General features: G+C 50.4%; 18 protein-coding genes. 1 reads left to right on the forward strand and 17 read right to left on the reverse strand.

The genetic code is table 11. The features are described from left to right. Nucleotides 1-968 precede the first annotated feature (968 nt). The 16 genes from LLG09_03155 to LLG09_03230 all read right to left on the reverse strand — a co-directional run bounded on the left by LLG09_03155 (nucleotide 969) and on the right by LLG09_03230 (nucleotide 19,755). Nucleotides 969-2,135, reverse strand: coding sequence for a phosphopentomutase (locus LLG09_03155; protein ID MCE5196114.1), 1,167 nt, complete (start codon nucleotides 2,133-2,135; stop codon nucleotides 969-971). Between the two features lie 146 nt (nucleotides 2,136-2,281). Next, the gene (locus LLG09_03160; GenBank protein ID MCE5196115.1) at nucleotides 2,282-2,818 is read right to left on the reverse strand and encodes a 2-oxoacid:acceptor oxidoreductase family protein; all 537 of its coding nucleotides are present in this window, start codon (nucleotides 2,816-2,818) and stop codon (nucleotides 2,282-2,284) included. Further along, entirely contained in the window at nucleotides 2,819-3,565 is a 747-nt protein-coding gene (locus LLG09_03165; protein ID MCE5196116.1) for a thiamine pyrophosphate-dependent enzyme, read from the reverse strand. Between the two features lies 1 nt (nucleotide 3,566). Beyond that, a complete protein-coding gene (locus LLG09_03170; GenBank protein MCE5196117.1) occupies nucleotides 3,567-4,625 on the reverse strand; it encodes a 3-methyl-2-oxobutanoate dehydrogenase subunit VorB in 1,059 nt (352 codons plus the stop codon). Nucleotides 4,626-4,651: 26 nt separating this feature from the next. Next, entirely contained in the window at nucleotides 4,652-4,858 is a 207-nt protein-coding gene (locus tag LLG09_03175) for a 4Fe-4S binding protein (GenBank protein MCE5196118.1), read from the reverse strand. Between the two features lie 26 nt (nucleotides 4,859-4,884). Further along, on the reverse strand, nucleotides 4,885-5,559 hold the full coding sequence (locus LLG09_03180) for a hypothetical protein (GenBank protein ID MCE5196119.1): 675 nt from the start codon (nucleotides 5,557-5,559) through the stop codon (nucleotides 4,885-4,887). Beyond that, nucleotides 5,552-6,625 (reverse strand): butyrate kinase, encoded by a 1,074-nt coding sequence (gene buk / locus LLG09_03185; protein MCE5196120.1) that lies wholly within the window; start codon nucleotides 6,623-6,625, stop codon nucleotides 5,552-5,554. The genes LLG09_03180 and buk (LLG09_03185) overlap by 8 nt, the downstream gene beginning before the upstream one ends. 9 nt (nucleotides 6,626-6,634) lie before the next feature. Beyond that, entirely contained in the window at nucleotides 6,635-7,540 is a 906-nt protein-coding gene (locus LLG09_03190) for a bifunctional enoyl-CoA hydratase/phosphate acetyltransferase (GenBank protein MCE5196121.1), read from the reverse strand. A gap of 46 nt (nucleotides 7,541-7,586) precedes the next feature. Continuing rightward, nucleotides 7,587-8,648, reverse strand: coding sequence for a butyrate kinase (buk, locus tag LLG09_03195; protein MCE5196122.1), 1,062 nt, complete (start codon nucleotides 8,646-8,648; stop codon nucleotides 7,587-7,589). Nucleotides 8,649-8,773: 125 nt separating this feature from the next. After that, nucleotides 8,774-9,631, reverse strand: a complete 858-nt coding sequence (locus LLG09_03200; GenBank protein MCE5196123.1) for a hypothetical protein — start codon at nucleotides 9,629-9,631, stop codon at nucleotides 8,774-8,776. 45 nt (nucleotides 9,632-9,676) lie between these two features. Next, nucleotides 9,677-10,924 (reverse strand): competence/damage-inducible protein A, encoded by a 1,248-nt coding sequence (locus tag LLG09_03205; GenBank protein MCE5196124.1) that lies wholly within the window; start codon nucleotides 10,922-10,924, stop codon nucleotides 9,677-9,679. Further along, entirely contained in the window at nucleotides 10,921-12,255 is a 1,335-nt protein-coding gene (gene rimO / locus LLG09_03210; protein ID MCE5196125.1) for a 30S ribosomal protein S12 methylthiotransferase RimO, read from the reverse strand. Before rimO ends, LLG09_03205 begins: the two co-directional genes overlap by 4 nt. Beyond that, complete coding sequence (locus LLG09_03215) at nucleotides 12,252-14,108, reverse strand: YgiQ family radical SAM protein (GenBank protein ID MCE5196126.1); 1,857 nt, start codon at nucleotides 14,106-14,108, stop codon at nucleotides 12,252-12,254. The genes rimO and LLG09_03215 overlap by 4 nt, the downstream gene beginning before the upstream one ends. Nucleotides 14,109-14,137: 29 nt before the next feature. Continuing rightward, nucleotides 14,138-16,645 carry a DNA translocase FtsK gene (locus LLG09_03220; protein MCE5196127.1) on the reverse strand — a complete coding sequence of 836 codons (2,508 nt, stop codon included), beginning with the start codon at nucleotides 16,643-16,645 and terminating at the stop codon, nucleotides 14,138-14,140. A gap of 114 nt (nucleotides 16,646-16,759) precedes the next feature. Continuing rightward, complete coding sequence (locus LLG09_03225; protein ID MCE5196128.1) at nucleotides 16,760-18,424, reverse strand: ribonuclease J; 1,665 nt, start codon at nucleotides 18,422-18,424, stop codon at nucleotides 16,760-16,762. Nucleotides 18,425-18,663: 239 nt separating this feature from the next. Next, nucleotides 18,664-19,755, reverse strand: coding sequence for a M20/M25/M40 family metallo-hydrolase (locus LLG09_03230; GenBank protein MCE5196129.1), 1,092 nt, complete (start codon nucleotides 19,753-19,755; stop codon nucleotides 18,664-18,666). A 76-nt stretch (nucleotides 19,756-19,831) separates the two neighbouring features. Between LLG09_03230 and LLG09_03235 the strand changes: the two genes are divergently transcribed. Next, nucleotides 19,832-20,770 (forward strand): D-2-hydroxyacid dehydrogenase, encoded by a 939-nt coding sequence (locus LLG09_03235; protein ID MCE5196130.1) that lies wholly within the window; start codon nucleotides 19,832-19,834, stop codon nucleotides 20,768-20,770. A 433-nt stretch (nucleotides 20,771-21,203) separates the two neighbouring features. On the opposite strand, the gene LLG09_03240 is transcribed toward LLG09_03235, so the two are convergent. After that, complete coding sequence (locus LLG09_03240) at nucleotides 21,204-22,148, reverse strand: succinylglutamate desuccinylase/aspartoacylase family protein (GenBank protein ID MCE5196131.1); 945 nt, start codon at nucleotides 22,146-22,148, stop codon at nucleotides 21,204-21,206. Nucleotides 22,149-22,476 lie beyond the last annotated feature (328 nt).

A 22,476-nucleotide genomic window follows, 5' to 3' on the forward strand; every position in this document is an offset into this window, starting at 1 on the left:
TTACGGCGGAACGGTCAAGACCGTTCCCTACCTTTACGCCATAAATTTATTAACACTGCATTTCATTATTACAACGTTGAAATATTAAATGCAAACCACGCTGTAATGCAATAATCAATCCAACATTAGCGCATCATTGAAGTGTTAAGTGCAAACCACGCCGAAACGGTAATTCCATACCGTAACGATTCACATTGTAATGATCAACATTCATATTGGAACAGTTGTAGGGAACGGTCTTGACCGTTCCGCAACATAGCGATCAACACTGCATTTCATTATTGCAACGTTGGAATATTATATGCAAACCACGCTTTAATGCAATAATCAATCCAACATTATCACATCATCGAAGCGAAAAGTACAAACCACGCAGAAACGGTAATTCCATATCGTTACGATTCATGTCGAAATAGCAAATATCCACATCGGAGCAGTAGTAGGGAACGGTCTTGACCGTTCCCTACATTTTCGCGATAGATTTATTAACACTGCATTTCATTCTTGCAACGTTGAAGTGTTAAGTGCAAACTAAACCGCGATGGAATTTTCACATTGGAATGGTAAAAATCTACAACGGAATGGTGAATTGTTACGGCGGAACGGTCAAGACCGTTCCCTACATTTTCGCGATAGATTTATTAACACTGCATTTCATTCTTGCAACGTTGAAGTGTTAAGTGCAAATTAAACCGCGATGGAATTTTCACATTGGAATAGTAAAAATCTACAACGGAATGGTGAATTGTTACGGCGGAACGGTCAAGACCGTTCCCTACATTTTTGCCATAAATTTATCAACACAGCATATCATTATTGTAACGTTGAAGTTTTATATACAAATCAAACCGCGATGGTGCAAACGTGACAAAATCGAATCAACCAAATCAAAGGGCAGTATTTCCACAAGAAGTACCGCCTTTTTTTAGCTATTTTATTGATCGAACGGGAATTAGAGTGCGATGCAGCTATTTTCTAGACTGAACAGGAATCAGGGTACCATGCAGCGGCATTGTACAACCATAACGGTAAGCGATGGTGGTTCCCAAATCGGCAAAGGAGGTTCGCGTCTCGAGAGATCCAGGCCTAACATGGGGTCCATAAATCAGCAGCGGCACATATTCCCTGTTGTGATCCGTACTGGTGTCGGTTGGGTCACAGCCATGATCCGCTGTGATGATCAGCCAGTCCTCCGGCTGCAAATTCTGCAGCAGACGGGGTAAAAACCGGTCGAATTCTTCCAATGCGCCGGCATAACCGCCGGGATTGTTGCGGTGGCCGTAAAGCGAATCGAATTCCACCAGATTGGTGAAAATGAAACAGTCTTCCCTTTTCTCCAGGAGCAGCTTTTCGGTCTTTTGCATGCCGTCCAGATTGTCTTTTGTTTTATAGGAGGCGGTGACACCCTCATTACAAAAGACATCGGCGATTTTACCGACCGCATAAACCGGAATGCCGCGTTCCTGCAGCAGGGTCAGCAGATGGTTGCCACCAGGGTTAATCGGGTAGTCGTGCCGGTCAGCAGTACGAATATAGGCTCCCGGCGAACCGACAAAGGGTCTGGCGATGATCCGGGCTACCTCATAGTTGCCGCGGCAGAGCCGGCGGGCGATTTCACACCAGGCATAGAGCTGCGCCAAGGGCACCGTCTCCAGATGAACCGCAATTTGCAGCACACTGTCCGCTGAGGTATAGACAATCGGATAACCGGTTTTCTGATGTTCCGGTCCCAATTGCTCGATAATTTCCGTACCGGATGCGGCGATATTGCCCAACGTTTTTCGACCGATGGCTGCTTCCAGGCGCTGGATCAATTCAGCCGGAAAGCCGCCGGGATAAACGGCAAAAGGCTGCACCAGCCGCAGTCCTGCCATCTCCCAATGACCGGTTATGGTATCCTTACCGGGCGAAACTTCCGCCATTTTACCGTAGGCTGCGCTGGGTGACGCCACCGCTGCGCCTCCGGCGAGCGGTAAAATATTACCCAAGCCCAGTTGCCGCAACTGTGGGATTTGCAATCCTCCCACCGCTTCGGCCACATGCGCCAGCGTATTGGCGGTTTGATCGCCATAGATGGCTGCATCCGGCAAAGCGCCGCAGCCCACACTATCCAAAACAATGAGGATGGTTCTCATGCAATCATTCCTTCGTTCCCTGTTGTTTTTCTTTTACTTATCATACTCCCTGCGCTGCGAATTTTCAAGCCGCTTCTGTAAACCCGATGATTTTATAGAAAAACCTCACTGCCAAACAAAAGCAGCGAGGTTTCCTTTTTTACCCACTATTTGATATAAGCAGCGCCGGCTTCCAGCCCTTTTTGGTTGACCGGAATTAAGTTCTGACGCTGCGGCGGCAGTTTATGACTCATCGCTGTCAGAATAGAATCTTGACTTACCACCCCGGTGGCGCCTAAGAAAGCTCCCAGCATCACCATGTTGGAAACTCTGGCATTGCCGATTTGCTCCGCCAATTCATTGGCCGGTATACGGAATTGCTTGATATCGCTGCGGGGAGAGACTTCTTTAATCAAAGAACTGTTGATCAGAAGCATCCCGTCCGGTTTAACCAGGGGAGCGAATTTCTCAAAAGCCTGAATATTCATCACAATCGCCGCGTTGGGATAGAGCACAATCGGACTGCCGATCTCCTCATCGGAAATGACGACGGAGCAATTGGCTGTGCCGCCGCGCATTTCCGGCCCATAAGAAGGCAGCCAGGTCACTTGTTTCTTTTCCTGTAAGCCGGCTTCGGTCAACAGCTGTCCAAGCAGCATCACACCTTGACCGCCAAAGCCGGCAATAATAATTTCGTGTGTCATTTACTTTACCTCCTCTGGAATTTTAAAGTCTTTCAGGGTGTAGTAAGGAATCATATTTTCTTCCATCCATTTTAAAGATTCAATCGGATTGAGTCCCCAGTTGGTCGGGCAAGTGGATAAAACTTCAACCAGCGAGAAACCGAGACCTTTTTGCTGAGTTAGAAACGCTCGCTTGATGGCTCTTTTGGCTTTGACCACATTGGCAGGCGTATTGACCGCCACACGGCTGATCATGGCAGAGCTATCCAGCGTGGCAAGCATTTCAGAGACGCGGATTGGCTTGCCGGCCAGTTCTTCCTTTCTGCCGTAAGGAGAAGTGGTTGTTTTCTGTCCCAACAAGCTGGTGGGTGCCATTTGTCCGCCGGTCATACCGTAAATGGCATTGTTGACAAAAATCACGGTGATATTTTCGCCGCGATGCGCCGCCTGTACAATTTCGGCAGTGCCGATGGAAGCCAAATCGCCGTCGCCCTGATAAGAGAAGATCATGCGGTCCGGCAGCGCACGCTTTAAACCGGTGGCTACGGCCGGTGCTCTGCCATGAGCAGCCTGTACCATATCGCAGTTGAAATAGTTATAGGCAAACACCGCGCAGCCAACCGGAGCAATACCTATCGTCTTGCCGGTAATATCCAGTTCATCCATGACTTCGGCAATCAAACGGTGAATGATGCCATGGGTGCAGCCGGGGCAGTAATGGGTCGTAACATCAGCCAGGGCTTTAGGTCTTTGATAAACAATTGCCATTTTACTTTCCTCCTTCGATCAGCTTATAAAGCTCCGCTAAAATCGTATTGGGTTCCGGCGCCATACCGCCCATGCGGCCGTAAAAAGCCACCGGTTGCCGGCCGTTAACGGCTAAGCGTACGTCTTCCACCATCTGACCTGCGCTCATCTCTACGGTGAGGAACCCCTTGGCGTGACCGATCACTTTTTCAAATGCTTCATCGGGGAAGGGGAATAAGCTGATCGGTCGAATCAGACCGACAGAATGACCTTGTTTTCTGGCTGTGTTCATCACGTTGCGCATGATACGCGCGGTGGTACCGTAACCAACCAGGAAATATTCGGCATCTTCATTAAGAATCTCATAACGCACTTCATTCTTGGCAATCAAGGCAAATTTCTCCTGCAGATGCAGGTTGTGTCTTTCGCAGTCTTCCGCCTGAATAAAGAGAGAGTTGATGATATTCGGCTTGCGTTTGCCTTCAGTGCCTACCACCGCCCAGGGTTTTTCAATTTTGCTGCTTGCCGTCGGTTCAATCGTAACCGGTTCCATCATCTGTCCGAGCATACCGTCGCCTAAAATCATCACCGGGTTGCGGTATTTGTCTGCCAGTTCAAAGGCCTGCATGGTTAAATTGACCATTTCCTGGATAGAGGCGGGCGCCAAAACCAGTAATTTATAATCACCATGACCGCCACCTTTGGTTGCCTGGAAATAGTCGCCCTGGGAAGGTTGGATGCTGCCCAAACCGGGACCGCCCCGCATCATATTCACGATCACGCAAGGTAATTCAGAGCCAACACAATAAGAAATGCCTTCCTGCTTCAGGCTGATGCCGGGGCTGGAAGAAGAGGTCATGCAGCGCACGCCTGTGCTAGCCGCGCCATAGACCATATTGATTGCTGCCACTTCGCTTTCCGCTTGCACAAAGGCGCCGCCGATCGTCGGCAATTTTCTGGCCATATATTCGGGAATTTCATTTTGCGGCGTAATGGGATATCCAAAAAAATAACGGCAACCGGCAACAATGGCAGACTCCGCCAAGGCTTCATTGCCTTTCATTAAAATTTTCTCAGCCATTTGGTCTCCTCCTTCTTTTCTTTTCTCTATTTTTCTATTTGTATTGCACAGTCAGGACACATTCTGGCGCACATCACGCAGGCAATGCATTGCTCCTGATCAGTAACTGTTACGGGATAATATCCCTTGGCATTCATCTGTTTACCCATGACCAGGATATTTTTGGGACAGGCAGTGGTGCAAAGAGCACATCCTTTACAACGATCTTCAAAAATTATCACCTTATTAGCCATAATTTCTCCTCCTACTCTCTCTGTTTTTATATTCGTTCCCACGGCGGGAGCATTTGCCGATCGACTAAAAATAAAGGTTCGGCAATATGTGGCGCCACCACGTCACCAAAAGCACGATCCACCGCCGCAAAGGCAATGGGTAAGCCGCAGCGCTCTGCTACCTGCTGCACAATTTTGTAGCCTTCCAAAATGACCTCTGCTGTTGTTTCCATACTCAAATTCGTATTGGCAACAATGGCTGTGATAGGAATGCGCGAGCGCCATTCGATGCGCTCTTTCATATTGATGATCTCTTCCACCGTCTGCGAAAATGGGCGGCGGGTATTGACCACAAACAAAATTTCATGATCCGTTGCCCGAAACTGGTCGCGATACTGCCCCAAAGCGGTCGCTCCCGCATCGTCACCGCCTACATCCATAATTACCTTCAGCTTTTCGTTTTGAAAAACCGTGTAAATCACCGGGGAAATGGCGGGCAGATCCGCGTCAGCCAAGTCGCCTTGCGGCAGAATCACCCGAATATTGCGGTCGATTAATTTGGCGCGAAACTCTCTTGCCCGAAAGTAGGGTTTGACAATATCCAAATCGACAATGGCAATTTGGTCGTAGGCAGGAGCGATTTGCTGCACGGCATTCAAAGCCAACTCTGTTTTGCCGCTGCCATAGGGTCCCACAAAAACGGTGACACGATGATCAAACATAGATCTTCACCTCATCCTGTCCCTGTAAAACGCGTAAAGCGCCTTCCGCTAAGGCCAGCAGCTCATCTTCACCGGGATAAATCTTCACAGGTGCCAGAAAACGGACCTTATTCTGGATGTAATCCGTCAGGATTTTACTATAAGCCAAGCCGCCGGTCAGCAGGATGGCATCAATTTTGCCATCGAGCACAACCGCAGCCGCACCGATTTCCTTGGCAATCTGATAAGCCATGGCCTCAAACACTTCTTTGGCTTTCGTATCGCCGGCATTGATACGAGCGATAATCTCGCGTCCGTCATTGCTGCCCAGATAAGCCAACAAACCGCCCTGACCGACAAAATGCTTGCGCAACTGCGCTTCGCTGTATTTGCCGCTGTAGGCAAGGCGAATCACGCCTTCCACCGGTAAGGAACCGGCTCGCTCAGGTGAAAAAGGCCCGTCTCCGTCGAGCGCATTATTGGTATCAATGGCTTTACCCTGTGCATGGGCCGTTACAGAAATACCGCCGCCCAGATGGGCCACAATCAAATTCGTCTCGTTATAGGCTTTGCCAAGTGATTCCGCCTCCCGGTAAGCGACTGCTTTTTGATTCAAAGCATGAAAAACACTGCGCCGTGTCAATTCCGGCATGCCGGTATAGCGGGCAATCGGTTGCATTTCATCCACAACAACAGGATCAACAATATACGCCGGCACACCGGCTTCGGCAGCAAAGGCATCCGCCAGCAGACCGCCCAGATTGGAAGCGTGCTGACCGCTATAACCAATGCGCAGATCCTCTTTCATTGCCTCATTGACCAGATAGGTTCCGCTGGCAATCGGTTTCATCATGCCACCGCGGCCAACAATCGCCACGAATTGCTGCAAAGCGAAGCCATTCTGCGTAAGGCAATTTTTTACAGCCTGGTAGCGGAATTGATACTGATCGATAATCAGCGGAAACGGCTGCAGCTGCTCCGCCGAGTGGCGCAGTGTCTCCTCCGCCAGCAGAGTCCGCTCGCGAAAAATACCAATTTTGGTTGAGGTGGAGCCGGGATTAATCGCCAGGATTAAATTCTTTTCCATCGGGTGCGCCTACTGCTCTTTCGCCAGATAAGAAGCAACCGCAATCGAACGGTATTTCGCTTCCGGAGTATCGGAGCGGGAGGTCAGGACAATCGGTTTTCTGGCACCGACAATGATTCCGGCTACTTTCGTATTGCCAAAATAAGACAAGGATTTGTACATGACGTTGCCGACTTCAATAAACGGCACTAAAATGATATCCGCCTGACCCGCCACCGGATCGCCGATTCCCTTATGTTGTGCTGCAGACGCTACCAAAGCAGCATCAAAAGCCAGCGGACCGCTGACCATGGCATCGCCAAATTCACCCGCCAGCGCCAGTTCGTGCAACTTTTCGGCATCGACTGTAGCGGGCATTTTGGGATTGACATGCTCAAAGGCAGTTAAAGGCACTGCCTTGGGTTGGCTGATGCCGAAACCACGCGCCACGGAGAAAACGTTCTTCAACATATCTACTTTTTGCTCCAGGGTAGGAGCAATCACCATACCGCCATCGGTCATAAAAATCAGCCGGTTCAGTCCGGGTATTTCCATGACCGCCACATGGCAGAGCAAATGATCTGTTCTTAAGCCAATTTGTTTGTCCAAAACCGCATGCAGTAAATTCGCAGTGTCGACGATCCCCTTCATCAGCATATGCGCTTTGCCGCTGGAGACCAGTTCCACGGCTTTGCGGGCGGCATCGATGTTGTCCACCGCATCAACAATTTCCATGCTTTGCAGGTTAAAACCGTGCGCTGCAGCGATCTGCAGGATTTCTTCCTTTTTGCCAACCAGGGTAGCATCCACCAGACCCGATTGTACGGCATGACAAACGGCCTCCAGCACATCTTCATCATGAGCTGCCGCAACCGCGATCTGACGCTTGGGCAACTGACTGATCCGCTCGAGTAATTCATCAAATGATTTGATCAAATTTCCCATCTCTCCTTATTTTTTTCTCTTTATAGACTCTATGATATTAATAAGTGCGAAGGATTTCCTCGCCCTTCAATACCCGAAAAGCACCTTCGGCCAGAGCACGCATCTCATCCTCCCCCGGGTAACGATAAACCGCTGCGATCCAGCTGACCAGTGCCTCGATAGCGCTGCACAGCTGTTCACTGTGCGCCATACCGCCCGTGAGCAAAATCGCGTCCACTTTCCCTTTCAGAGTGACCGCCATGGCGCCGATCTCCTTACCAATCTGATAAACCATGGCAGCATAAACTTCCGCGGCGCGGCGGTCGCCGGCTGCGATCCGCTGTTCGACCACGCGCAGATCGCCGGTTCCCAAATAGGCAATCAGGCCGGCTTTGCCATTGATCTTTTTAATCATTTCATTCTCGCCGTATTGACCGCTGTAACATAAACGGACCAGCGAATAAACCGGCAAGGTCCCGGCGCGTTCGGCCGAAAAGGGACCGTTCTGATTGGCATTGTTGACATCAATCATCCGGCCGCCTGTAATGGGAGCAATGGAAAAACCGCCGCCCAGATGCGCTACAATCAGGTTCAGCGTTTCGTATTGTTGCTTGTGTAATTGCGCGTGACGCAGGGCGATGGCTCTGATATTCAGAGCATGCAGCATACTGACACGAGGCAATTCCGGCAAACCGCTGAAACGAGCAACCGGTTCAAATTCATCAACAGAAACCGGATCGACAATAAAAGCCTGCACCGCAGACAAAGCAGCCAAACGTTCCGCCAATAAGCCACCCAAATTGGAAGCATGAATGCCGTAAACGCCGGAAATCAAATCCTGCTGCATCGCTTGATTCACCGAATAAACTCCGCTGTGCAGAGGTTTCAGCATACCGCCCCGTCCAACCACTGCCGTTAAAGTTTCCCCGGCGGGTAAAACCTGCGGCAGCCATGCCTGAATCAGGGCCAGCCGGAACTCCAATTGATCGATGATTTGGGCGAACCCCGCCAGTTCTTCGGCTGTATGGTAAAAAGTATGATCCGCCGCATTGACCTGATCGCAATAGAGCGCAACTTTTGTTGAAGTGGAACCCGGATTGATCACGAGTACGATCTGCAATTTCTCTCTCCCCTTCTCCTCATATCGCTACACGGCATATCAGTTCGTCAATTACAGGAATTTCTCCTTCTCATACAGCGTATATTTAGCATCCCGAAATAAAATCCCGGCTTTCCCTGCTTTCGTCAGCTATGTATCACCAAACTGACTTGCACACCCGGAAAAAAACCACAGGGATAATAGACATGCCGGAATTGATTCTGCACATAAAGACCGTTACCCGAGCGGAGATAAAAAACACCGTTCAGATGTTCCAGGGCCTTCACCACCTGGGTCAAACCCAAACCACGGCCGGTTTCATTCGTGCCGGAAACACCCGGCTGCAAAGCGTAGCGGATCACCGCTTCATCCGGCCAATCGCGGACCGGATGACGAACCGAGAGGCTGCCGCGCAAACCAATCCCCAAATCGGCGATGGCAAAATGGATGCTGCGGCCGCCCGTTTTTTTGCTGCGGTAACTTTGCGCGGCTACAATACCAAAATCACCGCTGTGCTGCGGCACATTTTGGCAGACTTCCGACAGCAGCGTGCAGATCTGCAGCTGATCGCGGCTGAGCGATTTTTCACCGTTTTGCAGCATGCGCTGCATATTTTTCATCATCATCATCACCAGACCCGCCACATCTTCTTCCTGCCTCAGCACGGTGAGGGGAATCAGCCAGGGCTCATCCCCACTTGACGGCAAAAAATGCAGACGTTGGCTGGGAACCAGCGAAGCATACTTTGCGGCTTCGCCGAGAAAACCGCTGCGCTGCAGATACGTCAGGACCTGATCGTTTTGCGGCAGGTATAAGGCGACCCGCTCCACCACCATGGCGAGATAGCGCAGATAAGACAAGGTTAAAACCAACCCGAAAGGATCAATGAATTCCAAGTCACGCAGTGAGAGCACATTGCCGCCGCCGTCTTGCGGTTGTAAACGCGCCAAGGCTCTGGCTGTGGTTTCGCCGGTTAAAGTAAAAGGAAGATTGAGAAAATACATGCTTTCTCAATCCCCCTTCCTTGTAAATTTCTGGCAGCCCCACTTTCAGGCTTTGTTTTGTTTCAGGGTTTGCCATAAGAAATAAGCGGCGTTTTTTACGGTTCTCATTTTAATCTGACTGCGTGAACCGCTTAAATTCAATTGCTGGCAAATGGTAGCGCTGCCGGAAGCAACCGCCAGCCAAACCAGCCCGACCGGTTTCTCAGTCGTACCGCCGCCGGGGCCGGCCACCCCGCTGACCGCAATAGCATAATCCGTCCCGCTGATTGCTCTGGCCTGTTCCGCCATTTCGCGCACCGTTTCTTCGCTGACCGCGCCGAATGTCATCAGAGTCTCCGGCTTGACCTGCAGCTGTTGTATTTTGCTTTCATTGCTGTAGGTGACCCAGCCTTGCCGGAAATAAGCGGAACTGCCGGGAATATCGGTAAACGAACTGGCCAACAGACCGCCGCTGCAGGATTCTGCCGTCGCTAAGGTTTCCCCATGCGCCAGCAGCAGGTTGGCTGCGGCGGAAAAGATCGTATCTTCATCCGTGCCGTATATGTGTTTTCCCACGCGTTTGGCAATCTCGGCACTGAGAGCGTCAAATTTCAGATTCGCAACCTCCCGATTGGCGGCTCTGGTCGTCAGACGCATCTTGGTTTCTCCCATACCGGCATAGAGTGCCATGGTAGGATCCGCCTGGCTGCGCATCAGATCGAGTACTTCCGTCTCCAATTGCGATTCTCCGATACCAAAAAATTTGAGATTGCGGGAGAATAAATGCTGTTCCAGATTATACAGCTCTTTCAGCAGCGGAACGACTTGATTTTCGAACATGGCGTCCATTTCCCAAGGCGGACCGGGCAGCAAAAAGAGCCATTTATCCTGATATGGCACAGCATAACCACAGGCTGTGCCGTTGGGATTCTCCAACAGCATCGATCCCAGCGGTTTAAACGCCTGTTTGCGGTTATTTTCCGTCATTTTGCCATGACGGGACTGAAAACGATTGATCAGCCAATTCAACTGACCTTCATCCAGAACCAATTCGCGTCCGGTTGCTTCCGCCACCGCTTCGCGGGTCAGATCGTCGTCGGTAGGACCAAGACCGCCGGTTAAAATCAAAATATCGGCGCGCGACATCGATTCACGAATGCAGGCCGTCAGGCGCGCCGCATTGTCACCCACTGTAATCTGACGATAAACATTGATGCCAAAATCCGCCAAACGCTGCGCCAGCCAGGCGGCATTGGTATTGACGATTTGACCTAACAGAATCTCTGTGCCAACGGATATTAATTCCGCATTCATGCGACACCATCTCCTTTGCTTGCTTCTGCCACTAAATCATACCCTTGAATGGCGGTTGCTCTCGCCCGTACAAAGCTTCCCGCGTTACCGCTGCCCTGATAAATCACCAGACCATCAATATCGGGCGCCTGGCCGCGAAACCGTCCCAGCCAACATTGTTCGGAGACTTCTTTCTCCAAAAGGACCTCAATCTCCTTGCCGAGCCAACGCTGCAATTTTTCCTGCACCACACTTTGCTGCGCCTCCATCAGCAGATTGCGCCGCCGCTGTTTTTCTGCCTCGTCCACCTGCTTGGGCAGATCAGCCGCGACGGTACCCTCCTCGGCCGAATAAGTGAAGACACCGACATGGTCAAATTTCGTCTGCAAAATAAACTGACGCAGCGCTTCGGCATCCTCTGCAGTTTCTCCCGGGAAGCCGGCGATAAAACTGGTGCGTAAAACCAAATCCGGCATCGCCCGGCGCAATTTGGCAATCAGGGCGAGAATTTCTGCCTTGCTGCCGGTGCGATGCATGGCCTGCAGAATGGAATCCTGACAATGCTGCAGCGGCAGATCGATGTACTGACACATCTTGGGATTGCTTGCCATCAGTTCAATGAAGTCGTCGGTAAAATGCGTCGGGTAAAAATAAAGGATTCTCAACCAACGCAGTTCTGCTATCTGCACAAGCGCGCGGCAGAGACGGCCGAGGGCATATTCACCATAAAGGTCTTGGCCGTAGAGCGTGCAGTCCTGCGCAATCAGGCAAATCTCGCGCACCCCGTTCGCCACCAGTTCGCGGCATTCCGCCACAATATCTTCCACCGTGCGGCTGCGGTAATGACCGCGGATCATCGGGATGGCGCAATAGCTGCAGCGGTTATTGCAGCCGTCGGCAATTTTCACATAAGCGATCGCCGGCATCGTCGCCTGCATGCGCGGCATAGTGTGATCAAACAAATAATTCTCAGGCTCGCTGACCGCCAGCACCTGCTGCTTTTGACCGCGGATTTGCTCCAGCACCTGCAGCACGGCAGGAAAATCGCCTACTCCGATCAAAGCGTCCACTTCCGGCAGTTCCGCCGCCAATTCCCTGGCATAACGCTGTACCAAACAGCCGGTCACCAAGAGATATTTTAACACTCCGGTTTTTTTCAGTTCGGCCATTTCCAGAATTTGATCGATCGATTCCTGTTTGGCCGCTTCAATAAAGCCGCAGGTATTAACGACCACCACTTCGGATTCTTCCGGCTGCGCATAGGTATAACCGGCATTCGCCAAAACACCCATCATCATTTCGCTGTCGACCAGGTTTTTGGTGCAACCCAAAGAAATCATTGAAAATTTCATTTTTTAACCCCCGGATTTGGTTTTTTATAGCCGCTGCGCCTTGTTTTTTTAAGCTGCAGGTTGCCGGCAGGCCGGATCAGGCTGTTTTTATCATAACCGATCAGGTCTTCCCTGCCCGCCTGATGCAATGCTTTTAAGACTTCCTCACGATTGTCCGGACGGCGGTATTGCAGCAGCGCGCGCTGCAGTTTGCGTTTTTCGACAGTCTTGACCACGCTGACGGCTTCTCCCGTCATGGGGTTGATACCGGTATAATACATGGCGGTGGAAACGCTGCCCGGGGTTGGGATAAAATCCTGTACCTGCTCCGGCTGAAAACCGAGATCACGTACATATTCCGCCAAAATCACGGCGTCCTGCAGGGAGCAGCCGGGATGAGAAGTCATAAAATAAGGCACCAAAAACTGATCCCTGCCTAATTCCCGATTGACTTCTTCATACATTTTACGGAAACGATTGAAGACGCTGACACCGGGTTTGCCCATAGTCCGCAACACCGAATCCGCCACATGCTCCGGCGCCACTTTCAGCTGTCCGCTGATATGATACTGACAGAGTTCCTTCAAATAGGCTCTGCCTTTGGGATCCGCCAGCAAATAATCATAACGCACACCGGAACGGACGAATACTTTCTTCACCTTGGGAATCATTCTGGCCTCGCGCAGCAGAGCAAAATAATCGCTGTGGTCGGCATTTAAATTGGGACAGGGTTCGGGGAACAAACATTGACGATTGCTGCAGGTCCCCACCGTCAATTGTTTTTGACAGGAAGGGATGCGGAAATTGGCGCTGGGGCCGCCGATATCATGGATATAGCCCTTAAAGCGCTTGGATGTGGTCATCTGCCGAATTTCGCGTAAAATACTTTCATGACTGCGGGCCTGAATGATTCTGCCCTGATGACTGGTGATGGCACAAAAATTGCAGCCGCCAAAGCAGCCGCGGTGACTGGTAATGCTGAATTCCACTTCCTGCAGCGCCGGTACACCGCCCAAAGCATCGTAGCTGGGATGCCAGGCCCGTTCATAGGGTAAATCGTAAACCGCATCCAATTCGGCGGTGGAAAGCGGTTTTGCCGGCGGATTGACAATCAGCCAATTGGTTTTCTGTTTTTGCGCCAGCTTCTTACCGGAAAATGGATTTTGTTCCAGTTCGCTGAGACGAAACGCTGCGGCATAACTTCTTTTGTTATTGGCAACCTGTTCGTAGGAAGGCACCTCAACGGTATTCTCCTCCGGGCTGAACACTTCCTGCAGATAGGCGCTGCCGGCAATCTCGTGCAGTTTGGTCAGGGGTACGCCTCTTTGCGCATATTTCGCAATTTCCTTGATCTGTTTTTCTCCCATGCCGTAAATCAACAGATCGGCTTGGCTGTCCGCCAAAATAGACGGCAGCACTTTATCGTCCCAGTAATCGTAATGCGCCATTTTACGTAAACTCGCTTCAATTCCGCCGAGTATGATCGGTACATCACCATATAAGCGCCGAATGATCTGAGAATAAACCGTCACCGCCCGATTCGGCCTTTTGCCGCCGACTCCGCCGGCCGCATAATCGTCTTCGCTGCGCCGTTTTTTGTTCGCCGTATAATTATTCAGCATCGAATCCAAATTGCCGCTGGAGACCAGAAAAGCCAAACGCGGCCTGCCGAGCTGCGTAAATTGCTTGTCGTCCTGCCAATTGGGTTGGGCAATCATCCCCACCCGGAACCCTTCCGCTTCCAGCATGCGGCTGATAATCGCGCTGCCAAAGCTGGGATGATCGACATAAGCGTCGCCGCAAACCATAATAAAATCACATGTATCCCAGGCCCGCACCTGCATTTCGGCTGCATTCATCGGTAAAAAAGCCATTAATTACTCCTTATTGTCCGGTTATATTGTTATTCGCTGAATTTGTTCTCCAATTGTTCTTTCGACATCGTGACTTCCCGCGGCTTGCTGCCCTGCGCCGGACCAACCACACCGTATTCTTCCAGTTGATCCATCAGACGGCCTGCCCGGCTGTGACCTACTTTTAATCTGCGCTGCAAATAAGAGACCGAACCCTGTCCGGATTCGATTACGATACGGGCTGCCTGCAGGAAAAAGTCATCCAGATCGCCCGTATCGGTTTCTTCGTTTCCCAATTCTTCCGGAGTCAGGATGGCTTCGTTAAAGACAGGCGCTCCCTGCATTTTGACATGCGCAATCACCGCATCCAATTCCTTTTCGGAAATATAAGCACCCTGAATACGGATCGGTTTGGGAATCCCCATCGGCTGAAACAGCATATCACCGCGGCCCAGCAATTTCTCGGCGCCGTTCATGTCCAGAATGATGCGGGAATCCGTGCCGGAAGAAACCGCGAAAGCGATGCGGGAAGGGATATTTGCCTTAATCGTACCGGTGATCACATCGGCGGAAGGCCGTTGGGTACCCATCACCAGATGAATCCCGCAGGCCCGCGCCAACTGGGCGATGCGGATAATCGATTCTTCCACATCTTCCTTGGCTACGATCATCAGATCCGCCAATTCATCGATAAAGACGATCCAATAGGGCAAAGCTTCGCGTTCGCCGCTTGCATTGACTCTCTCATTGAACTGGCCGATGCTCTTGACTCCCAGCACGGCGAACAATTCGTAGCGCCGGTCCATTTCTCTGGTAACGGAACGCAGCACACCGGCCGCTTTTTTGGGATCGGTCACCACCGGTGACAACAGATGCGGAATACCGTTATAGTTGATCATTTCCACCACCTTGGGGTCGATCATGATCATTTTCACTTGCTGCGGCGAAAAGCGATACAGTAAACTGGTAATGATACAATTCATGCAGACACTTTTGCCGGAACCGGTGGCGCCGGCAATCAGAAGATGCGGCATCTTGGTCAAGTCCGTCACAATCGTCCGGCCGGCGATATCCTTGCCCAGCGCCACGATCACCCCTTGATCGGAATTCTGAAATTCCGATGAAGACAGCACATCACGGATGGCCACAATGGCGACCTCTTTGTTCGGTACTTCAATACCGATGGCAGGTTTGCCGGGAATGGGCGCTTCAATCCGCACCCCGGTCGCCGCCAGGCTCAGCGCAATATCATCGGCCAAACTGGCTACTTTATTGACGCGAATTCCCGGCGCCAACTGCAGTTCATAGCGGGTGATCGCCGGACCGCAGCTGACATGCACCACTTTGGCTTTAACACCAAAAACGGCCAGCGTCTGCTCCAATTGATCGGTTTTCTCTTCCAACTCCGCCATGCGGTTCTTGGGCATCGCCAAGCCGGCGGCAAGCAATTCCAGGGATGGTTTGATATAGGCGGATACTTGACGCTGCGGCAGAACACTGGCTTCCACATCTTCTCTGGCAGTGCTTTTTCCGACGACAGTCCGTGAACTCTCTTTGCGCTGCGGCAGATTCTGCACTTTATCACCTGACACGCGCTGCGGAACAGCGGCAGCCGGACTGCCATTGGCTGACGGCGCTGCATCCATAGCGATACTCTCCACGGTAAAACGAGGTTTTGGCGGCCGCACAGCCGGTTCTTCTGCCCCTAAATACAGCTGCGCAGTGTTTTGCTGATAAACCAATTCCGTATCCGGGGTCAATTCCGTCACTTCATAGGCCGGTGAAACGGACAAAGCTTCCTGCTGTCTCTTTTCCCCCGCAATCCGGATGGAGCTCAGCCGTTTCTCCGGTGAAATTTCTGCGGCAGCCTCGGCCGACTGCCGATTGACCGGTCCGCTCCACTGCGGCTGCTTCGTTTCCGCGGGTTTGGCTATGCCGGTTCCACTTTGAGTCTGTTGATTTTTGCTAAAAACAGGCAGACTGATTTTCGGTCTGGCCTGGAATAATCGCTTGATCTGCCGTCCGAACAGCGTCAGGAAAAACGACGGTGCCAGGTGACTGATAAGACAAACCGCCACAAAGGCCAGTAAGAGCAAAACTAAAATACTGCCGGCGGTACCCACGATTTGTAAAATTCCGTTCAACAAGGAAGAACCGAGAATTCCACCCGCCTGGCGAAAGGTCTCTTCCACCATAATTTCTTTCTGTTGAAACCAAAAAACCAAGGCGACCGACATCAGCACAACGAAATTTAAAAGGATGATCCCAATCAGCAAACCGGCGCGGATGCAGCTTGGGCGCGCCAATAAAACAGCCAGACAAAAATATAATAAGGTAGCAACCGGCAGGATGGCTGCGCTGCCGAACAAATAACGGAAAAAATCGGCCAATACGCTGCCGATACTGCCTGTTTTATCGTAAAAAAAACTGATGCCGATATAAATTAAAACAAAGGAACCCACCAAAGGCAGCAGCCATTTTACGAAACGCAAAAACCCTTCACCGAAAATAGGTTTTGACGCCGGCTTTTTTCTGCGGCGTTTTTTGGTCTCGGTCAAATCAATCACCTCTGTTAATTTTCTAATGCATAAGTTGATTATACCACAAGCGATAAGAACTATACAAGAAAAAAGCCACCGCTAACGGCAGCTTTCATTTCTGAATCCGATCGTTTAAATATCCAGAATAACCGGCAGTACCATCGGTCTGCGCCTGGTTTTTTCAAACAGCATTTTCGATACAGCATCCTTGACGAGACCGCGGAAAAGCGCCGGATCGTAATTTTTCATATCCGTTGCCCGCACAAAATCGGCCAATTTCTGCCTCACTTCATCCATCAATGCTTCCGATTCTTTGGTATAAACAAAACCGCGGGTGATCAGTTCGGGCAAGCCTACCAGTTGTTTGCTGCGCCGTTTCAGGGCCAGAGCCACAATCACCACGCCATCCTGCGCCAGCAATTTTCGGTCTTTCAGCACTACATTGCCGATGTCTCCCACACCCAAACCATCCACCAGCACTTTTTCAGCCGGGACCCGGTCGGTAATGGCAGCGCCCAGGTCGCTGAATTCCAAGACTTCGCCGTTGGTCAGAATGAAAATATCCTCATCCTGCCAACCCAGTTGCTCCGCCAGATATTTATGCTGCATCATATGGCGCATTTCGCCGTGAATAGGGATAAAATACTTGGGATTGGTCAGCGACAGCACCAGCTTCAGTTCGTCCTGACCGGCGTGGGAACTGATCTGATTGCGGGAAATCAGATCATAAACCTGCTCTGCTCCCTGGCGATAGAGCATATCAATGGTGCGAATAAAGGTTTTTTCGGTGCCGGCATGATAAGAACCGGTCAGAATAACCGTGTCATCTTTTTCCAACGGGAAACGCTGGCCGCTCTCCCCGCTTAGGGGGCTCAGATAAGGCTCGCCCGGAATGGAAGCCAATAAAACGATGCCGGGTTTGCTTTTGACATTGCCGTGGTGGTTCTTATTCTGTGCCGAAGCCACATTGTGGCGGCTGTAGGTCAGACAACCGGCGCTTTCCGCCCGCTCCATCACATTCAGCAGCTGCTCGGTTGGTATGGAGACGCGGCGGCCGGTTTCTTCCGCTATGGTCAGTACCTGCTGCACGCGCACCAAATCGGTGATATAGAGATGGATGATTACGCGCCCCGGCGCATGACGGATCATGTCGGAGAGCTGTTCGCCAATTGCTTTTTCCGAAAGTGTGCTGCCCCGATATTCCGCATTGACAGAATCGGAAAGCAAAACCAAAACCCCTTCGCGGCCTAAGGTGCCAAAGCGATCGAGATCGGTACGTTTGCCATCCACCGGCGTATAATCGACTTTAAAATCACCGGTGTGAATGATCCAGCCCATCTCGGTTTTAATTGCTACGCCGCAGGCATCGCCGATATCATGATTGACATGAATCAGCTCACAAAGCATCTGTCCCAACATAAACGGTTTGCCGGCTTCAATGGTATTCATCTGCACCGGTTCGAAATAATCGTATTCGTTGAGATAGAAACGCGCCATCGCTAAAGTCAGCTTGGTGCCGTAAACCGGCAGATTGAGCTGTTCCAACAGATACGGCAAAGCGCCGATATGATCCTCATGACCATGTGTCAGGATCAAACCCTTGATCTTATCCTGATTTTCCAGGAGAATACTGACATCCGGGATGACGACGTCAATTCCCAGCATACCATCCTCCGGCATAGCGGAGCCGGAATCGATGATCACCCAATCGTCTCCCACACAGACGATCATCATATTCTTACCCAACTCACCCAAGCCGCCCAGCGGAATCAATTTGATACTTTGACCGATTGACATTTTTACTTCCATCCTTTAGCTGATTTCTTATACTAAAATCGAATAATTGTTTCGATTTTCAGGTCATCTGCAACACAAAAATCTGAAAAGTACACAGTATAGTTTACTTCCACAATAGCGCTGCGCTTTCCTTCTTTCTCCCTGTAATACATTGGAATACATTGGAACACCAAAAAAGGCAGCCGATGAATTTGATCTCATTCATCGGCTGCGCTTGAGAATTCCTGATGGATTAATTTTTATAGATCGATGGTATCGACAAACTTTACCTGGGCATACAGATGAATATCCCTGACGATTTGCAGCAGGATCGCCACCGTGCCGGCAGCGTCGTTCAGATCCATTACTTCAATGGGAGAATGCGAATAGCGGCGCGGAATGGTTAAAGCGCCGGTAACTATACCGTGTCCGGCTAAATGAATAGCGGCGGCATCGGTATTACCGCCGATGAACACCGTCTGTTGATAAGGCACGCCGGCTTTTTCGCAGCATTGGATCAGGATATGCTTCATGATGGGATTTAAGAGCATGCCGCGGGCACCGCTGCCGCTTAAAACCTGAATGACAGGTCCTTTGCCAATGGCAACCGGCAGTTCTTTGATATAATTGACATCCGGAGTATCGCCGGCCGGCATGGTATCCAAAGCAATCGCAAAATCGGGCTTCAGCCGATTGCTGACCATTTGTGCGCCGCGCAAACCCACTTCTTCCTGCACCGTGATCACGCCGTACAAGGTTCCGGCGAAATCGATGGTTTGCAGCTGTTCGAATAAAACCAGCATGACAGCACAGCCGATCCGGTCGTCCAGGGCTTTGCCGCAGACCCGGTCGGTATTGCTGAAACTATGAAAATAAGGCCAATGGTAAATGGGGTCGCCGATTTTAATCCCCATTTCAGCCACTTCTGCGTCGCTGTTGGCGCCGATATCAATATAAAGATCACGGTGTTTGATGACTTCACTTTTCTCTTTCTCACTCATCAGATGACCGGCTTTGACTCCGACCACCCCAAAATGGCCGTTGATGCCAATCTGTCTGCCCAGTAAAAGAGAATCCACAGTGCCGCCGATTTTTTCAAAACGAATGAAACCGCTTTTCTCCACACTCTTCACAATGGCGCCGATTTCGTCACTATGCGCCGTGATCATCAGGTTTGGACCGGCTTTCTTACCTTTCTTGACCGCAATCAGATTGCCAAAGGCATCCACTTCCACGGAATCGGCCAACGGCAGGAACTTTTCATACAAGGCTTTGACAACTCTTTGCTCCTGACCGGAAACACCGGGAATCAGCATTAGGTTATTCAGATAACTACGCAGTTTCTCTTTCATTGACATGCCCTCCTTAAAGGATTTTTTACTGCAGAACTTGAAATAAGTGACAACACAACGGAAAGGAGTTTTCAACATGAAGATTCTCTCATACCATCCCTTGACCAAAGCCCAGACCGACAAATTAAAAAGTTTGGGGGATATCGATCTGACTATTCTTTCGGCAGGCGAAGATCCGATTCCTCTATTGAAAAATACGGAAATTTGTTTCTCGGAATCGCGCTTTTCTGCCGCTTCACTGCAAGCTGCCCCCCATTTGAAGTGGCTGCAGGTCTCCAGCGCCGGGGTCAATAACGTCCCGCTGAAAGAACTGGAACAGCGCAAGATTCTCTTGACCAATGTACGCGGCATGCACGGCGACTGCATCTCCGAATATGTCCTGGCCATGATGTTTGCCTTGAACCGTAAATTGCCCTATGTGCTGGAAAATCAACGGGCCAGCAAATGGCAGAAGTTTGGTCAGTCGATGCTAAAAGATAAAACGCTCGGCATCATCGGTTTGGGCGGTATCGGTCAGGTATTGGCCGATAAAGCCGCCGCCCTCGGTATGCATGTCATTGGCTTGCGCAACAGCAACAAAGCAGCCGAGCATGTGGAACGCATTTATCACAATGACCATTTGACTGACTTTATGGCCGCTTCCGATTATGTGGCAGTCTGCTGCCCCTTAACCCCCGAAACAACCGGCCTGGTCAGCGCAGCCGCCATTGCCGCCATGAAGCCCACCGCTTCCCTGATCAACATAGCCCGCGGTCTGGTGGTGGACGAAGCAGCCTTAATTGCGGCATTGCAAAATAAGCGCATCGCTTCCGCCGCCCTGGATGTCTTTCAGGTGGAACCGCTGCCTGTCTCCAGCCCCTTGTGGCAGCTGGACAATGTGATTTTGACCCCGCATGTGGCCGGCGACATGGAAGACTACACCGAACGGGCCGCCGCGATTTTTGTGGAAAATGTGGAGCATTATCTGAAGAACGAACCCCTGCGCGGCCTGGTGGATTACAAATTGGGGTATTAAGGGCGGATTAGAACGCGTCAGGGCGAGTTGAGACGCGTTACTAACACTTTTGATGAATTAAAGACCTTGCACCGGGTAGATCGGGGAAAATCCCGCTATGTCTGAATCAAGGAAAATTTCGTACAATGAATAAGCAAAAATCTTGTACCGTATATGAAAGAGGCCGCAGTAATGAACAATTGCCGCAGCCTCTTTTAAATCGTTCCTCAGTTTACTCTTTTCATTATTTACAAAAGCGTAAATTGTAGGGAACGGTCTTGACCGTTCCGCGTTCTTTTCCTTTCAATTAACCGTCATTTTCATTCCTTACAAATACGCATCTGCATAACATTCTCAACCGTTCTGTACTTCACACTCATCAATTGATTCAACCTTTTCATTCCTTACCTATGCACAATGTAAGGAACGGTCTTGACCGTTCCGCGTTCCTAACCTATCCGATCGCAACAATCGGATCCCCGATATTGATCGCAAGCGAACTAATTACATACAACACGGTCGCATCTTGCGAAGCAAAATACTCTCCCAGTGTGTTGGTAAAATAATCCCTAATCTCCCCCAGCTTTTGCCCCTTAACAACCAAATCACCCGGTTTCACGGCAGGATACCAACAACCGGTTTGTTCTGCGGCGGAACCAATCATCTTCGGCAGTATCACGGTGGAACCCAAATTCTTAGGTTCCCCTGACAGTACTCTTAAGTACCTCAGGACATTTTTTACTCCCTTGAGATAGACCAGGACTTCTTCTTCGCTCCACAAACCACACTGCCCAATTTCTGCCAAAAATCCCGGAATTCCTGAGACAGCGGCAGAACCAAAGGAGCCAGTAACCGACATGGAGCCGACAACATACTTGATTCCCATCGCTGCCGCCGCTTCTTCTGAAATTTTCTGAACATCCGCTTTCGCCGCAACCGAGTAAAGAACAAAAGGCACCAGTGCTTCATGAATATCTCCGCCATGTAAATCCATATAAAAATCAGCTTGTGAGAAAAGTTCTGACGTGATGGTATAGGCGATCCGCTCGCTAAAAGTACCGGTCGCCTTTCCCGGGAATAGTCGGTTCAGGTTCTTGCCGTCATCCGGGCCAACATATTGTGTTTTTGCTAAAAAAGCTCTGACATTGACAGGATGGACGATGGCAATTCTGCCGCTGACTTCATCCGGATTTAATTGTGACGCAAGCCGGATGGCAGTTTCAACACCCGGATATTCACCACCGTGGGTTCCGCCGGTAATTACTACAGTTTTTCCTGGTTTTGCACCATTGATTAAGGTAATTGGCATCTCTACTTCACTGTTATAAACTTTTAAAAAGCCTTGAATTTTCTTACCCTGCTCAACTGAAAGATTTGCAACTTTGAATAAATCGCTCATTTTACTCCTGCCTCCCATTGCTTATTTTGAAAAAATCCTGAGTATTTCACATGAAATACCATAGCCCAAACCGAGAATCGAGGGATTTGTTAGAGATCAATACAACTTTTCTTTCGGCAGGCGAAGATCCGATTCCTTTATTAATCGAGCTAAAATCTGTTTCTCGGGACTGGAGAAAGTGCACCAAGGGGATGCACCAAGGGGACGGGGGTGTTGGCACAAATGTGCCAACACCCCCGTCCCCTTGGTGCATGATTAAGAAAACACCGGCTGAGCATGCAAGCGTAACCGGTTTTGCGTAGTTTGGTATTGTTCATGCGAATTTTAT

Source organism: Negativicutes bacterium (genome assembly GCA_021372785.1).
Taxonomy (GTDB): Bacteria; Bacillota; JAAYKD01; order JAAYKD01; family JAAYKD01; genus JAJFTT01.

Excerpts from the sequence above, each read along its gene's own strand:
- LLG09_03155 (MCE5196114.1), bottom strand. The coding sequence starts at position 2,135 with ATGAGAACCATCCTCATTGTTTTGGATAGTGTGGGCTGCGGCGCTTTG.
- LLG09_03160 (MCE5196115.1), bottom strand. The coding sequence starts at position 2,818 with ATGACACACGAAATTATTATTGCCGGCTTTGGCGGTCAAGGTGTGATG.
- LLG09_03165 (MCE5196116.1), bottom strand. The coding sequence starts at position 3,565 with ATGGCAATTGTTTATCAAAGACCTAAAGCCCTGGCTGATGTTACGACC.
- LLG09_03170 (MCE5196117.1), bottom strand. The coding sequence starts at position 4,625 with ATGGCTGAGAAAATTTTAATGAAAGGCAATGAAGCCTTGGCGGAGTCT.
- LLG09_03175 (MCE5196118.1), bottom strand. The coding sequence starts at position 4,858 with ATGGCTAATAAGGTGATAATTTTTGAAGATCGTTGTAAAGGATGTGCT.
- LLG09_03180 (MCE5196119.1), bottom strand. The coding sequence starts at position 5,559 with ATGTTTGATCATCGTGTCACCGTTTTTGTGGGACCCTATGGCAGCGGC.
- buk (MCE5196120.1), bottom strand. The coding sequence starts at position 6,625 with ATGGAAAAGAATTTAATCCTGGCGATTAATCCCGGCTCCACCTCAACC.
- LLG09_03200 (MCE5196123.1), bottom strand. The coding sequence starts at position 9,631 with ATGTATTTTCTCAATCTTCCTTTTACTTTAACCGGCGAAACCACAGCC.
- LLG09_03205 (MCE5196124.1), bottom strand. The coding sequence starts at position 10,924 with ATGAATGCGGAATTAATATCCGTTGGCACAGAGATTCTGTTAGGTCAA.
- rimO (MCE5196125.1), bottom strand. The coding sequence starts at position 12,255 with ATGAAATTTTCAATGATTTCTTTGGGTTGCACCAAAAACCTGGTCGAC.
- LLG09_03215 (MCE5196126.1), bottom strand. The coding sequence starts at position 14,108 with ATGGCTTTTTTACCGATGAATGCAGCCGAAATGCAGGTGCGGGCCTGG.
- LLG09_03225 (MCE5196128.1), bottom strand. The coding sequence starts at position 18,424 with ATGTCAATCGGTCAAAGTATCAAATTGATTCCGCTGGGCGGCTTGGGT.
- LLG09_03230 (MCE5196129.1), bottom strand. The coding sequence starts at position 19,755 with ATGAAAGAGAAACTGCGTAGTTATCTGAATAACCTAATGCTGATTCCC.
- LLG09_03235 (MCE5196130.1), top strand. The coding sequence starts at position 19,832 with ATGAAGATTCTCTCATACCATCCCTTGACCAAAGCCCAGACCGACAAA.
- LLG09_03240 (MCE5196131.1), bottom strand. The coding sequence starts at position 22,148 with ATGAGCGATTTATTCAAAGTTGCAAATCTTTCAGTTGAGCAGGGTAAG.